The 13,561-nt window shown below is 68.0% G+C and carries 12 protein-coding genes; 7 read left to right on the plus strand and 5 right to left on the minus strand.

Annotated features, from left to right (window positions below):
- Nucleotides 1-52: 52 nt before the first annotated feature.
- Together I6H87_RS22375 and I6H87_RS22380 are read right to left on the minus strand one after the other, a co-directional pair.
- Complete coding sequence (locus I6H87_RS22375) at nucleotides 53-1,192, minus strand: acyl-CoA dehydrogenase family protein (protein ID WP_010811697.1); 1,140 nt, start codon at nucleotides 1,190-1,192, stop codon at nucleotides 53-55.
- A 54-nt stretch (nucleotides 1,193-1,246) separates the two neighbouring features.
- The gene (locus I6H87_RS22380; protein WP_011616773.1) at nucleotides 1,247-2,431 is read right to left on the minus strand and encodes an acyl-CoA dehydrogenase family protein; all 1,185 of its coding nucleotides are present in this window, start codon (nucleotides 2,429-2,431) and stop codon (nucleotides 1,247-1,249) included.
- 533 nt (nucleotides 2,432-2,964) lie between these two features.
- Between I6H87_RS22380 and I6H87_RS34740 the strand changes: the two genes are divergently transcribed.
- Nucleotides 2,965-4,350 (plus strand): MFS transporter, encoded by a 1,386-nt coding sequence (locus I6H87_RS34740; RefSeq protein WP_011616774.1) that lies wholly within the window; start codon nucleotides 2,965-2,967, stop codon nucleotides 4,348-4,350.
- The gene (locus tag I6H87_RS22390) at nucleotides 4,347-6,425 is read left to right on the plus strand and encodes a 3-hydroxyacyl-CoA dehydrogenase NAD-binding domain-containing protein (RefSeq protein ID WP_011616775.1); all 2,079 of its coding nucleotides are present in this window, start codon (nucleotides 4,347-4,349) and stop codon (nucleotides 6,423-6,425) included. Before I6H87_RS34740 ends, I6H87_RS22390 begins: the two co-directional genes overlap by 4 nt.
- 49 nt (nucleotides 6,426-6,474) lie before the next feature.
- Here I6H87_RS22390 and I6H87_RS22395 read toward each other — a convergent pair whose 3' ends face one another.
- The 3 genes from I6H87_RS22395 to I6H87_RS22405 all read right to left on the minus strand — a co-directional run bounded on the left by I6H87_RS22395 (nucleotide 6,475) and on the right by I6H87_RS22405 (nucleotide 9,327).
- Nucleotides 6,475-6,966 (minus strand): DUF421 domain-containing protein, encoded by a 492-nt coding sequence (locus tag I6H87_RS22395; RefSeq protein WP_010811693.1) that lies wholly within the window; start codon nucleotides 6,964-6,966, stop codon nucleotides 6,475-6,477.
- A 161-nt stretch (nucleotides 6,967-7,127) separates the two neighbouring features.
- Nucleotides 7,128-8,120, minus strand: coding sequence for a Bug family tripartite tricarboxylate transporter substrate binding protein (locus I6H87_RS22400; protein WP_010811692.1), 993 nt, complete (start codon nucleotides 8,118-8,120; stop codon nucleotides 7,128-7,130).
- Nucleotides 8,121-8,232: 112 nt separating this feature from the next.
- Nucleotides 8,233-9,327 carry a porin gene (locus tag I6H87_RS22405; RefSeq protein ID WP_010811691.1) on the minus strand — a complete coding sequence of 365 codons (1,095 nt, stop codon included), beginning with the start codon at nucleotides 9,325-9,327 and terminating at the stop codon, nucleotides 8,233-8,235.
- A gap of 321 nt (nucleotides 9,328-9,648) precedes the next feature.
- On the opposite strand from I6H87_RS22405, the gene I6H87_RS22410 reads away from it, so the two are divergent.
- From I6H87_RS22410 to I6H87_RS22430, 5 genes are all read left to right on the plus strand, one after another.
- Nucleotides 9,649-10,533: an alpha/beta fold hydrolase gene (locus I6H87_RS22410; RefSeq protein ID WP_010811690.1), complete on the plus strand. Its 885-nt coding sequence runs from the start codon at nucleotides 9,649-9,651 to the stop codon at nucleotides 10,531-10,533.
- 250 nt (nucleotides 10,534-10,783) lie between these two features.
- Nucleotides 10,784-11,089 (plus strand): recombinase-like helix-turn-helix domain-containing protein, encoded by a 306-nt coding sequence (locus I6H87_RS22415; RefSeq protein ID WP_010811689.1) that lies wholly within the window; start codon nucleotides 10,784-10,786, stop codon nucleotides 11,087-11,089.
- A 40-nt stretch (nucleotides 11,090-11,129) separates the two neighbouring features.
- Complete coding sequence (locus I6H87_RS22420) at nucleotides 11,130-12,191, plus strand: aromatic ring-hydroxylating dioxygenase subunit alpha (protein ID WP_011616776.1); 1,062 nt, start codon at nucleotides 11,130-11,132, stop codon at nucleotides 12,189-12,191.
- Nucleotides 12,184-12,957, plus strand: a complete 774-nt coding sequence (locus I6H87_RS22425) for an SDR family oxidoreductase (protein WP_010811687.1) — start codon at nucleotides 12,184-12,186, stop codon at nucleotides 12,955-12,957. Before I6H87_RS22420 ends, I6H87_RS22425 begins: the two co-directional genes overlap by 8 nt.
- Before the next feature lie 34 nt (nucleotides 12,958-12,991).
- Complete coding sequence (locus I6H87_RS22430; protein WP_010811686.1) at nucleotides 12,992-13,528, plus strand: cupin domain-containing protein; 537 nt, start codon at nucleotides 12,992-12,994, stop codon at nucleotides 13,526-13,528.
- Nucleotides 13,529-13,561 lie beyond the last annotated feature (33 nt).

The raw sequence follows: 13,561 nt of genomic DNA on the forward strand, positions 1-13,561 counted from the left end.
GGAAAAGCTAGTGGTTTTCCATGGTCCCGCGGCGGTGTGCGGGACGCGCCGGCTAGTAGCCGCGCAGCGTCGCCCAGCGCTGCAACTGGACGTTGGTATCGCCGAGCAGTTCCTGGGCGGTGCGTGCCCGCTTCATGAAGAAGCCGATCTCCAGCGCGTCGGTCATGCCGATGCCGCCATGCATCTGCACGCCCTCCTGCACGGCCAGAGTCGCGGTGGTGCCAGCGCGCGCCTTGGCCACGCAGACCAGGCCGGCGGCGTCGTCCGTGCCGGCATCGAGCCGCTGCTGGCACTGCAGCACGGCGGCGCGGGTGATCTCGATCTCGGTGAACAGGTGCGCGGCGCGGTGCTGCAGCGCCTGGTACTCGCCGATGATGCGGCCGAACTGGCGGCGCTCCTTCAGGTAGGCAAGCGTGCGGTCGAAGGTTTCGTCGGCGATGCCGAGCAGTTCGGATGCCAGCACGGCGCGGCCCACGTCCAGCACGCGCTCCAGCATGGCGGCGCCATTGCCGGGGGTGCCCAGCACAGCGGCGGCCGGCAGCCGGACCTCGCGCAGGGTCACGCGCGCCGCATTGGTGGCGTCGGCCATGACCGTGCGCTCGATCGAGAGGCCGGCGCTGCCGGCGGGCACCAGGAAGAGCGTGATGCCGTCGCGGTCGTCGCGCGCGCCGGCGGTGCGCGCCGCCACGATCAGGGTGTCGGCGACGTGGCCATCGACGACAAAGACCTTGTCGCCATCGAGGCGGAAGCCGTCGCCGTCGGCGCTTGCGCGCAGGGCATGGCGCGTGGGCCGGTGCCTGGCGCTCTCTTCCAGTGCCAGCGCGGTCAGGTGCTGGCCGGCGGCGATGGCGGGCAGCATCGCCGTGCGCTGCGCATCGCTGCCGTAGTGGCTGAGCAGCGCCGCGCCCAGCACGGCGGTGGACAGGAACGGCGAGGGCGCCAGCGTGCGCCCGATCGCTTCCATGATGACGCCGGCCTCCACTACGCCCAGGCCGCTGCCGCCATATTGCTCGGGCACCAGCACGCCGGCGAAGCCGAGTTCAGCGAGCTGCTGCCACAAGGCGCGGGAGAAGCCGGTCTCGTCGCGGGTATCGCGCAGCATGCGCAGCGCGGAGATCGGGGCGGATTCGCGCAGGAAGGTCAGGGCGCTGTCGCGCAGCATTTCCTGCGTCTGGTTCAGTACGATGGGCATGGGCGGACTCGTGTCTGGGTACGGGGCAGCGGGGGGAAGCGCACGGGGCCGGGCTCAGGCGCCCGGCAGGCCGAGCAGGCGCTTGGCGACGATGTTGAGCTGGACCTCGCTGGTGCCGCCCTCGATCGAGTTCGCCTTGCTGCGCAGCCACGCGCGTGCCAGCGCGCCCTGCTGGCTGCGCTCGCTTTCCCATTCCAGCGCGTCGCTGCCGCCGATTGACATCAGCAGCTCGTAGCGGCGCTTGTTCAGTTCCGCGCCGTAGTACTTGAGCACCGACGAGAACGCCGCGATGCCCTCGCCCTGGCGGGCCAGGTCGCGCACCCGCTCGCCGGCCGCGGCAAAGGCGGCTTCGTCGATCTCGAACTGTGCGACGCGTGCGCGCAGCATCGGCTCGTCGAGCCGGCCGGCGGCGTCCAGCCCGATGGCCTTTGCCGCATGCGCGCCAAGCGGCTGCCGCATGCCGCGGCTGCCGATGGCGCTGATCATCTCGCGCTCGTGGGTGAGCAGGTACTTGGCAATCTCCCAGCCGCCGTTGAGCTCGCCGACCAGCTGTGCGCGCGGCACCGCGACGTCGTCGAAGAAGGTCTCGCAGAAGGGGGATTTGCCGGAGATCAGCAGGATGGGCCGGGTCGTCACACCCGGCGTTTCCATGTCGAACAGCAGGAAGCTGATGCCGGTGTGCTTTTGCGCCGCAGCATCGGTGCGCACCAGGCAGAAGATCCAGTCGGCCTGGTCGGCATAGGACGTCCACACCTTCTGGCCGTTGACCAGGAAATGATCGCCGCGGTCCTCGGCGCGGGTCTGCAGCGCGGCCAGGTCGGAACCGGCGTTGGGCTCGGAGTAGCCCTGGCACCAGCGGATTTCGCCGCGGGCGATGCGGGGCAGGTGCTCGCGCTTCTGGGCTTCGGTGCCGTACCTGAGCAGGGCGGGGCCAAGCATGGAGATGCCGAAACTCTGCAGCGGCACGCGGCAGCCGAGCCGGGCCATTTCCTCGCGCAGCACCTTGGCCTGCTCGCGCGCCAGGCCGGCGCCGCCGTATTCCGTGGGCCATTCGGGCACGGTCCAGCCCTTGTCGGCCATGCGGCCAAGCCACTGTCGCTGGGCCTCGGACTGGAAGCGGAACCTGCGCCCGCCCCAGCAGATGTCGTCTTCGTTGCGCACCGGCTGCCGCATCTCGGCCGGACAGTTCTGCTCCAGCCAGGCGCGCGCTTGCTGCCGGAAGGTCTCCAACTCGTCCACGCGTGTCTCCTTGTGCTCAGGTGCCTTTCGCTGGACGCCTCTTTCTCTGGCGCGCTGCCGGTGAGGTCGCCCGCACCTGGCTGGTCGGCCAGGCGGCGTATCCCGTTATACAAGTCGCATCTGGCAGCGTCAATACTCAATTACCTAAAATGGATGTGGCCGGAGCAGCGGCCGGATCTCCGATGTGCGTGCATTGCAGGCCATGGGTCATGTCTGAGGTTGCGCTGCAGCACGAAAAATCCGGGGAAATAAGCGGTAATTCGACGTAGTCATCCAGTGAAAGGAAGGCCGGGCGTTGAAGATGTTTCCTGTGGTAGCATCCATTCAAAACATACTGCTATCACTAAAAAACGGGATGCGCCGGTTGCGTGCGATGCCGGACAGGCAGCTTGCCAACGCAGACCGGTGCCATAGGGAGACCAAGCCGTGCCCGTCGTCATGCCTTCGCTCGACCAGCGAACCGTTTCGTATCCCGGTGCCCGGGCGCCGGACCGCGTGCGCTGGGTGGATTCAGGCGGCACAGGTCTCGGCGCATGACAGGCGAGCGGACCCCCGAGCGGGTAGCCGGCCCCGACGAGGGGCCTGACCTGAGCGCGCATGAACAGGCTGAGCGGTGCTATCTCCAGCATGTCGACCAGCACCTGCCGCGCAACGCCCGCGCGTACCTGGCGCACGGCATGCTGGGCATGACCGGGTTCCGGCTGGTGACCGCGCCCACCTTCGTGCCGGCCTACCTGTACCTGCTGTCCGGCTCCAAGCTGACTGTCGGCATCGTGCTGTCCGCGCAATATGCGGGCATGGCCGCGTCGTCGATCTGGGGCGCCACGCTGATCGAGCACCGCCCGCGCGTCTTGCCGCTGATCTATCTGGTGGGCTGGCTGGTGCGCGCGCAGATCCTGGGGCTGGCGCTGTCGGCGCTGTGGCTGTCGGGCGAGGCGGCGCTGGTCGCGGCGGGCATCTTCCTGCTGCTGTTCGGGCTGCTCAACGGCGTGCAGAACGTCAGCTTCAACTACCTGACCTCCAAGATCATCCCACTGGCGCGCCGCGGCCGGCTGACCGCGCTGCGCAATTTCTGCGGCGGGCTCACCGCGGCCGCGGTGGCGTGGCTGGGCGGGCGCTACCTGGTGGGCAACCAGGTGCTGGGCAACGGCTATGCCGCCACCTTCCTGGCGGCCTTTGTGCTGACCAGCATCGGCATTTCAGCGCTCACGCAGATGCGCGAGCCGACCCTGCACGACGTGCGCCTGCCGGCGGGCTTCCTGCGCCGCCTGGCCGAGGTGCCGGCGCTGCTGCGTGCGGACCGCGATTTCGTGCGTTTTTTCGTGGCGCGCGCGCTGGTGGCGTCCGGCATGATGGCGATGCCGTTCTATGCGATCTATGCCGGCACCCATATCGACCTGTCCGGTGCGGTGCTGGGCTACATGAGCCTGGCCTACCTGCTGGCGCAGACCACCAGCAGCCTGGCCTGGGGCCGCATCGCCGACCGCCACGGCTACCGGCTGGTGTTCCTGGCCAGCATCGCGCTGTGGGTGGCGGCAACGCTGCTGCTGTTGTGCGGCACCACGCTGCCCGGCGTCCTGCTTGCCTTCTGTGGGCTGGGGGCCGCCTTTGGCGGCTTCTTCATCTCGGCTGACAACCTCGTGATGGAGTTCGGCAGCCGCAAGGACCGGCCCATGCTGCTGGCGGTGTCCGATACCGCCACCTACGCGATGATGGCCATCGGCCCGGTCTGCGGCGGCCTGCTGGCCCAGGGCGTGCGCTTCTGGGTGGTGTTCGCGCTCGCCATCGTGGTCAAGTGCGCCGCCTTCGTGCTGGCCCTGCGCATTGTCGACCCGCGCCGGCGCAGGGCGGCGCTTGAGCATCCGCCGGGCCTGCACCGGCACCCCACACCGATTCAATCCAGGAGAACCGATCCATGACCGCCATCAACGCCGTGACCGACCTCACGGTGGACGCCGACATCGCCGTCCTGAGCCTCGACTCGCCCCCCGTCAATGCACTGTCCGCCGCCGTGCGCAGCGGCATCCGCGACGGCATGGCGCGCGCGCTCGCCGACGATGCCGTCAAGGCCGTGGTGCTGATCTGCGCCGGCAAGACCTTTGTCGCGGGCGCGGACATCACCGAGTTTGGCAAGCCGCCGGCGGGCCCGTCGCTGGCGGAGGTGCAGGCCATGATCGAGGACGCGCCCAAGCCGGTGGTGGCTGCCATCCACGGCACCGCGCTCGGCGGCGGGCTGGAGCTGGCGCTGGTGTGCCACTACCGCATTGCCACGCGCTCGGCAAAGTGCGGGCTGCCGGAAGTCAATCTCGGCCTGCTGCCGGGGGCGGGCGGCACCCAGCGGCTGCCGCGTATCGTGGGCCCGGAACAGGCGCTGGAGATGGTCACCTCGGGCACGCACGTGGCGGCCAGCGCAGCGGCGGAGATGGGTCTGGTCGACCTGCTGACCGATGACGCCTCGTTGCGTGCCGACGCGGTGGCGTTCGCACGCAAGGTGGTGGCCGAGAAGCGGCCCCTGCGCAAGGTGCGCGAATCCGATGACAAGGTGGCGGCCGCGCGCGGCAAGCCGGAACTGTTCGCTGCCTTCCGCAAGGCCAATGCGCGGCGCTTTCGCGGCTTCGATGCGCCCGAGTTCAATATCCGCTGCATCGAGGCGGCGGTGGAGCTGCCATTCGAAGCCGGCCTGAAGCGCGAGCGCGAGCTGTTCACCGAACTGCTCAACGGCACGCAGTCGGCGGCCCAGCGCTACTACTTCTTTGCCTCGCGCCAGGTATGGAACGTGCCGGATGTGGGAGCCGACACGCCCGCCCTTGCGGTCAGGCGCATCGGCATCGTCGGCGCGGGCACCATGGGCGGCGGCATCGCCATGAACTTCCTCAACGCCGGCTATCCGGTGACCATCGTCGAGTCCTCGCAGCAGGCGCTGGACCGCGGCCTGAAGACGATCCGGGCCAACTACGACAACACCGCGCGCAAGGGGCGCCTGAGCGCGGCCGATGTCGAGGCCCGCATGGCGCTGCTCACGCCCACGCTGGACCTGCAGCTGCTGGCCGATGCCGACCTGATCATCGAAGCGGTGTTCGAGAACATGGAGGTCAAGCAGGAGCTGTTCGGCAAGCTGGACCGGATCGCCAAAGCGGGCGCCATCCTTGCCACCAATACCTCGGCGCTGGACGTGAACGTGATCGCGGCCGCGAGCTCGCGCCCGGAGGCGGTCATCGGCCTGCATTTCTTCTCGCCCGCCAACGTGATGAAGCTGCTGGAAGTGGTGCGCGGCGACAAGACCGCAAAGCCGGTGATCCGCACCGCGATGGAACTCGCGCGCAAGATCGGCAAGGTCGCGGCGCTGGTCGGGGTATGCCCGGGTTTTGTCGGCAACCGCATGCTGGCCCAGCGCCAGCGCGAGGCCCAGAAGCTGGTGCTGGACGGGGCGCTGCCGTGGGACGTGGACCGCGTGCTGTACGACTTCGGCTTTCCGATGGGCCCCTTCGCCATGAGCGATCTCGCCGGGCTTGACCTTGGCTGGGTGCGCGAGAAGTCCAGCGGCTCGACGCTGCGCGAGGTGCTGTGCGAGATGGACCGCCGCGGGCAGAAGGCCGGCGCCGGCTACTACGACTACGACGAACAGCGCAACGCGAAGCCGTCGCCGGTGGTCGAGCAGGTCATTCGCGACTTCGCCGCGAAACAGGGCAGGAACAGCCGCGTGGTGTCGGAGCAGGAGATCCTGGATCGCTGCATCTATCCGATGATCAACGAAGGCGCGAAGATCCTGCAGGAAGGCAAGGCGATTCGCGCCTCGGACATCGACGTGATCTGGGTGAACGGCTACGGCTGGCCGGTGTATCGCGGCGGCCCGATGATCTATGCCGACACCATCGGGCTGGACAAGGTGCTGGCGGCAATGCGGCGCTATGAGGCGCTGTATGGCGCGGACTTCGCGCCGGCGCCACTGCTGGAGGAACTGGCGGCGCAGGGGCGCAGGTTCGCCGATCTCTAAGGCAGCAAGGGCTGCCTCGGCCGGCCGGTGCCATGCGCCGGCCAGGCGCTTACTTCTTCTTGACCACGCTGACCTTGCCGTCGGCCTCCAGGTACAGCGCCTTGACCTCGTCGATCGATTCCAGTCCCTCCTGCCGGTACTTGGCTTCGAGCTCTTCGTCGGTGATGGATTCGCGCCGCATGTTCTCGCGCAGCTTGGTGCCATTGCGCACCAGCAGCACCTTCCTGGGTTCGGCAAAGCGCTGGAAAGCGGGGGAGTGGTAGGCCAGCAGGTCGATCAGCCGGTTCCAGGCGATCAGCGTGACCACTAGCAGCACGGCATCGGCGACGCTCTCGCCGTTGCCTGCCATGCCGTTCTGCGCGGCGTCGGCGACGATCACCACCAACAGCAGGTCGGCGATGCCCAGCGAGCCGATGTCGCGCCGGACCACGAAGCGGAACAGCAGGAACAGCACCCAGTACATCAACGTGCCGCGCACGATGATCTCGAGCGGGGACAGGGTCAGGAGGAGGGCTTCGCGCCAGTCGAACGACAGGTCCATGCGCGCTACCCAGCAACTTCCGGGCCACTTTGCAACGATGGCGGCTGTGGCGCGGGAGTCGCCGCGCCGCGGGTAATTCTTACACCTGGCGCGTACGGTTTGCTGCGCTGAAAGCCAGGCGTCCCGCACGCGGCGGGGACGCCCGGCGGTCCGGCCTCAGGCTAGTCCGCCTGGATGCCGAACTCCTTGACCACCTTGGTGTAGCGGGCGGTGTCGGCGGCGATCAGCTTCGACAGCACCGCCGGCTCGCCGCCCGCAGGCGTGACCGCGATGGTGGCCATGCGCGCCACCACGTCGGGCATCTTCAGGATCTCGTTGACGTGCGTGTTGAGCGTGCGCACCAGGTCGGCCGGCATGCCCTTCGGTCCGAGCAGGGCCTGCCAGGCGCCGATTTCCACGTCCTTGTAGCCCAGCTCGGCCAGCGTCGGCACGTTGGGCGCGAACGGCGAGCGCTTCTGGTCCGCAACCGCCAGCGGCACCAGGCTGCCGTTGCCGACATACTGCGAGATTGCGCCATAGGTGATGTAGGTCACCGGCACCTGCCCGCCGATCACGTCGACGATGGCCGGCGCCAAGCCGCGGTAGGGCACCTGGCTGATCTTGATGCCGGCGGACTTGTTGAACATTTCGCCCATGATGTGCATCGGCGAGCCATTGCCGGGCGTGGCATAGGTTTCCACCTTGCCGGCCTTGGCGCGCGCCACCAGCTCGCTGACCTTGGTGATGCCGCTGCCCTTGTTGACGACCACGAACAGCGACTGCGTGCCGATCTGGCTGATGGGAGTGAGGTCGTGCTGCACGTCATAGCTGGCGCCGGTGCCGGCCTTGAGCACCAGCGGCGCGAGGGCGACGGTGTTGGGGGCCAGCAGCAGGGTGTAGCCGTCCGGGTTGGCGCGCGCCACGTAGGCGCTGCCGATGGTGCCGGCGGCGCCGGTGCGGTTTTCCACCACCACCGACTGCTTCAGGCGCGGGGCGAGCTTTTCCGCGAACAGGCGCGCCAGCACGTCGACGTCGCCGCCGGCCGGATAGGCTACAACGATGGTGATGGGCTTGTTCGGGTACGCACCCTGGGCCAGGGCGGTGCCGCCGGTGGCAGCGACCAGGGCGGTCGCGGCGGCCAGCGTGGCGAGTACTTTGCGGCGTACGGACTTCATGATGTTCAGACCTCTGTAAGACGTGGCGCCCGGACGGGCCGGGGCCAATGGCTGTGTTGGCGTCCGGCGCCTTGCATGCGCCGGACGGTACCGCCGGGGGGCGCGGAGGAAATCAGAAAACGTGCTTGATGCCGATCATCGAGCCCCACTGGTTCTCGCCCGGGCGCGGGTTCGAGCCAGGCGAGCCGCCGCTGACCGACATGGCCAGCTGGCCGCCGTTGTTGATGAAGCCGGCGGTGGCGTACACCGAGGTGCGCTTGCTGAAGCTGTACATCGCGCGCAGCGTATACAGCATGGCCTGGTTGTCGCTGCCGTGGTAGTTCAGGAAGTAGACCTGGCCGGCCAGGTTGACCGCGGGGGTGATGTCGTAGGACGCGCCGGCGTAGTACAGGTCGCTGATCGGGGTGGGGCTGCCCTCGTTGTCGCGGCGGATCCAGCCGGCGCCGATCTTGGTGCGCTGGAACAGCATGTAGCCGCCGAGAGACAGGCGGTCGTCGGTCAGGTTGCTGTTGGTCAGGCCGCCGAAGGCGCCCGGGCCGCCGCGCTGCGAGTCATACGCGGCGGTGACGCCCCAGGTCTTGTTGTCGTAGCCGAGCATGGCCGACCACTGGCGGCACGCCTTCTTGTCGGTGGCGTTCTCGCCGGCGCAGTTGGTGCCCGAGGGGCTGGGGCCGGCGTTGACCGCATCGCGCCCGAAGCTGTAGGTGGCGCCCACCACGAAACCGCTGAAGTTGGCCTTGTATGACACCGCGTTGTCGGCGCGCGTATTGGGCAGGTAGCTGTCGAGCGAGCCCGAGCCGTACACGTTGGGCCCCAGGACATCGCTGTCGAGCGTGGCCCAGAACAGCATGGTGTACTGGCGGCCGAACGACAGCTGCCCGTACTGGTTGCTCAGCCCGACCAGCGCCTGGCGCCCGAACAGGCGGCCGCCCTGGTTGGAGGTGCCCGAATCCGGCGAGAAGCCCGACTCCAGCACGAAGATGCTCTTCAGGCCGCCGCCAAGGTCTTCAGTGCCGCGGATGCCCCAGCGCGAGGGCACGGTCGCGGTCAGGTTGGGCATGCGCACCAGGCCGTCGCCGTTGGCGCCGACATTGCTCACATACTCGACGCCCGTGTCGATGACCCCGTACAGGGTGACCGAGGATTGTGCCGAGGCCAGCAGGGGGAAAGCCGCGGCCAGGCCTGCGGCGATTCGTGCAAGTTTCATCTACCAGTTTCCTTCCGTTTTCCGTTTTCCGTTTTGTCGTCTTGTAGTCCGCTGCCACTGCGGATGGCGGCTGCGGATGCTGTTTCGGTCTCTTTTGTGTTTTATATATGAAACATCAAACAACATAAGAAACGTCAAGCAAAATATAGCTGCGAGTTTCCACAAGATGTGAGGAGGGTTATCCCTAGTGAGGCGACGCCGCGACGGCTAACGCCGGCTCTGCGCGGAGGTTTCCGATCTTTCTATCGTTAACCCTCATCCCGGCTGGGCTCCGACACGCCTATGCTTCAAAAGTTTTATTCTCAAACCTAAGTTTTATATATGGAACAAAATCAGCCCCACATCCTGGCCGAGCCAGACCGGCAGTTGCTGGAAGCCCTCGACAGCGGGTTTGCCCAGCGCGTGGTGCAGGTGGGCGCGGACGGCGAGCGCGTGGCTTACCGCAGCGGCGGGAGCACGGGCCCTGCGGTCGTGCTGCTGCACGGCATCAGTTCCGGGGCGGCGTCGTGGCTGCCGTGCGCGAGCCTGCTGGCCGCGCACGCGCGGGTGATCGCCTGGGATGCGCCGGGCTATGGCGATTCGTCGCCGCTGCCGCAGGCGCGGCCGCTGGCGTCGGACTACGCGCAGCGGCTGGACCGGCTGCTGCAGGCACTGGGCGTGCAGCCGGCGTTGATCGTCGGGCATTCGCTGGGCGCGCTGATGGCGGCGGCCTATGTTGCCAACGCGCGCCAGCTGCCCGCGCGCCTGCTGTTGCTCAGCGTGGCGCAAGGCTACGGCGGCGCGGGCAGGGAGGCGCAGGCAAGGGAAGTGGCGCGGCAGCGGCTGGAGGCGCTGGAATCCCTGGGCGTTGATGGCCTGGCGCAACGCGGCCCGGCCCGGCTGCTGAGCGAGGAAGCCGACCCCGGCGCCCAGGCATGGGTGCGCTGGAACATGCAGCGGCTGAACCCGGACGGCTACCGCCAGGCGGTGGCGATGCTGTGCGGCGACGACATCCACGCCTACCTGGCGCGGCGCCCCGATGCCTTGCCCACGCAGATCGCCTGCGGCAGCCGCGATGTCGTCACCACGCCGCCAGCCTGCGGCACGCTGGCCGAACGCTTCGGCCTGCCGTTCTCGCTGATCCCCGATGCCGGCCACGCCTGCTATATCGACCAGGCCGCCGCCACCGCGCGGCTGATCCGCTCGGTGCTGGACGACGCCACCTGAAGCCACCGCGGCGGCGCCTGCCGCCGCATCCCGAGCGGTGTCGCGCAGCTTGCGCCACCCGTTCCAGATTTCGTATGCCGATCGCGGGTTAACCCCAGTCAATTTTTGCGGCCGCGTTGTCTATAGTCGTACCTGTGTTCAATATCTAAACCAGTGTTTCATTAGTAAAACGTAGCCAGGCGATCGCAAGACCGGTCGGCGAGGCACGCGGAACACGGTCCCCCCGCTGCAAGACATGGAGCAAAGCGCAATGGAAAGCCTCTCGTACAACCCGAACCTGGTGCCCTGGGAGCGTCCGGCGCCGAACAACGTGGCAGGCAAGGGCCATATCGAGCAGCCCGGCAAGGTCGCCAACATCGTCTGGCAGACCCGCGCCGCCGCGCCGACCGCCTATGAGAACGCGCTGGGCGATGCCCTCGAAGCCGCGTTCGAAGGCGGCGCGCAGAACCCGCAGGACATCGTGCGCGCCTTCAATGACGCCGGCTTCCTGGGCGTGGACGGCCAGCCCTGGACCGAAGAGCGCTTCCTGTCCGAAATGCGCCGGCTGGGTGCCTGAGCCCGCCCCAGTCCAAGTCCAGCCTCGAAGCGAGAAAACCATGGAATCGAACAAGCAAGCCCGCACCGAAGCCCGCCTGAACACCGGCCTGCGCAACTACTGGTACCCGGTCGCCGCCTCGTGGGCGGTGTCCCATGCCCCGATCGGCATTACCCGCCTGAGCCAGAACATCGTGCTGTGGCGCGACGGCGAAGGCCAGGTCCACGCCCTGGAAGACCGCTGCCCGCACCGCGGCGCGCGCCTGTCGATGGGCTGGAACCTGGGCGACCGCGTTGCCTGCTGGTACCACGGCGTCGAGGTCGGCGGCGATGGCCAGGTCAAGAGCGTGCCGGCGGTGGAAAGCTGCCCGCTGGAAGGCCGCACCTGCGTGCGCAGCTACCCGGTGCAGGAGAAGGCCGGCGCCATCTTCCTGTGGTTCGGGGACCAGGCCCCGCAAGGCGAGGGCAGCCCCGACGAACTGCGCCTGCCGGAAGAACTGGTCAGCGAGGAACACAGCAACTTCCTGTGCGTGGCGCACTGGGACTGCAACTACCGCTACGCCATCGACAACGTGATGGACCCGATGCACGGCGCCTACCTGCATGCGGTGTCGCACTCGATGGCCAGCGGCGAGAAGTCCGCCGTGATGCAGGTGCGCGAGACCGAGCACGGCCTGGTGTTCGAGAAGACCGGCCAGCGCGGCGTCAATTTCGACTGGGTGGAATTTGGCGAGACCGGCACGCTGTGGCTGCGCCTGGCGATTCCGTACCGCGCCAGCGTCGGCCCCGGCGGCCCGTTCGGCATCGTCGGCATGGCCACGCCGGTGGATGAAGACCACTGCATGGTGTTCTTCTGGCGTACCCGCCACGTGCAGGGCTGGGAGCGCGACGTGTGGCGCTTCCTGTACCGCAACCGCCTGGAGCAGCTGCACTGGGACGTGCTGGAGCAGGACCGCGTGGTGCTGGAAATGATGGCCCCGAACGCGCGCGACCACGAGATGCTGTACCAGCACGACGCCGGCATTACCCGCGTGCGCCGCCTGCTCAAGCGCCGCGCCGAGCAGGAAGTGGCCGACGAGCCCGTCGCCATGCTGCAACCCGCCGGAGCCGCCAGCCATGCCTGAGGCAAACACCAACAACACGCTGCTGGCCGGGCGCAAGGTGCTGGTCACCGGCGCCGCGCGCGGACTGGGCCTGGCCTTCGTCAAGGCGCTGGCCGAAGCCGGCGCCACCGTGGCCATGGCCGACATCCTGGCCGAGCGCCTGCAGCAGGAAGCCGACGCCCTGCGCGCCCGCGGCCTGAAGGTGGTGCCGGTCACGCTGGACCTGTCCGATCCGGCCTCGGTGCAGGCTTGCGCCGAGGCCGCGGTCAAGGCGCTGGGCGGGCTCGACGGCCTGGTCAACAACGCCGCCGTGACGGATTCCGGCGGCCGTGACGCCGCCGCCATCGACATCGCCACCTGGGACCGCGTGATGAACGTCAACGTGCGCGGCACCTGGCTGATGACCACCGCCTGCCTGCCGGCGCTGCGCGCCAGCGGCCGCGGCGCCATCGTCAACCTGGCTTCGGACACGCCGCTGTGGGGCGCGCCCAACCTGCTTGCCTACGTGGCGAGCAAGAGCGCCATCATCGGCATGACCCGTTCGCTGGCGCGTGAACTGGGCAAGGACCAGATCACGGTGAACGCCGTGGCCCCGGGCCTGACGCTGGTGGAAGCCACCGAATACGTGCCGCAGCACCGGCACGACCTGTACCGCGAGCAGCGCGCGATCACGCGCGAGCAACTGCCCGACGATGTTTGCGGCGCGGTGCTGTTTGCACTGTCCGACCTCGCCCGTTTCGTGACCGGCCAGACGCTGGCGGTCAACGGCGGCTTTGTCATGCATTGATCCAACCGATCCACTGAAAACAGAAGGAATCCAAATGAGCGATCTTTCTCAACCGCAAAACATCAAGCGTTCCTGGGACCAGCCGGAGAACGCTTCGTTCGACCAATGGATGGAAAGCCGCGTGGCGCGCTTCTCCACGCGCAAGTACGACTGGGACGCGCTGAAGTTCCAGGCCGACTACGACCCCAAGTACCGCCGCGCGCAGATGCGCTACCTGGGCACCGGCGGCACCGGCGTGGCCGCCGACACCAACACCGTGCCGAGCGAGCATTTCACCTTCTCCACCATGATCATCCCGGCCGGCCATGAAGGCCCGTCGCATATCCACACCGACGTGGAAGAGGTGTTCTTCATCCTGCGCGGCAAGGTCAAGCTGATCTTGGAAAAGGACGGCGAGCGCTACGAGACCATCCTGACCGACCGCGACCTGGTCTCGGTGCCGCCGGGCGTCTACCGCGAGGAAATCAACATCGGCGAGGAAGACGCGCTGATGTGCGTGATGCTGGGCGCGAAGAAGCCGATCACGCCGACCTACCCGCCCGAGCATCCGCTGACGAAGATCAAGCGCTGATGCCGGCGAACGTCCGTCAGCACGCATCCACCG

The sequence above is a fragment of the Cupriavidus necator genome, from assembly GCF_016127575.1.
In the GTDB taxonomy this organism is placed as follows: domain Bacteria; phylum Pseudomonadota; class Gammaproteobacteria; order Burkholderiales; family Burkholderiaceae; genus Cupriavidus; species Cupriavidus necator_D.

What these genes read in the sequence shown, in the direction of transcription:
- I6H87_RS22375 (WP_010811697.1), bottom strand. Translation starts at nt 1,192, where the DNA reads ATGCCCATCGTACTGAACCAGACGCAGGAAATGCTGCGCGACAGCGCC.
- I6H87_RS34740 (WP_011616774.1), top strand. Translation starts at nt 2,965, where the DNA reads ATGACAGGCGAGCGGACCCCCGAGCGGGTAGCCGGCCCCGACGAGGGG.
- I6H87_RS22390 (WP_011616775.1), top strand. Translation starts at nt 4,347, where the DNA reads ATGACCGCCATCAACGCCGTGACCGACCTCACGGTGGACGCCGACATC.
- I6H87_RS22395 (WP_010811693.1), bottom strand. Translation starts at nt 6,966, where the DNA reads ATGGACCTGTCGTTCGACTGGCGCGAAGCCCTCCTCCTGACCCTGTCC.
- I6H87_RS22400 (WP_010811692.1), bottom strand. Translation starts at nt 8,120, where the DNA reads ATGAAGTCCGTACGCCGCAAAGTACTCGCCACGCTGGCCGCCGCGACC.
- I6H87_RS22405 (WP_010811691.1), bottom strand. Translation starts at nt 9,327, where the DNA reads ATGAAACTTGCACGAATCGCCGCAGGCCTGGCCGCGGCTTTCCCCCTG.
- I6H87_RS22410 (WP_010811690.1), top strand. Translation starts at nt 9,649, where the DNA reads ATGGAACAAAATCAGCCCCACATCCTGGCCGAGCCAGACCGGCAGTTG.
- I6H87_RS22415 (WP_010811689.1), top strand. Translation starts at nt 10,784, where the DNA reads ATGGAAAGCCTCTCGTACAACCCGAACCTGGTGCCCTGGGAGCGTCCG.
- I6H87_RS22420 (WP_011616776.1), top strand. Translation starts at nt 11,130, where the DNA reads ATGGAATCGAACAAGCAAGCCCGCACCGAAGCCCGCCTGAACACCGGC.
- I6H87_RS22425 (WP_010811687.1), top strand. Translation starts at nt 12,184, where the DNA reads ATGCCTGAGGCAAACACCAACAACACGCTGCTGGCCGGGCGCAAGGTG.
- I6H87_RS22430 (WP_010811686.1), top strand. Translation starts at nt 12,992, where the DNA reads ATGAGCGATCTTTCTCAACCGCAAAACATCAAGCGTTCCTGGGACCAG.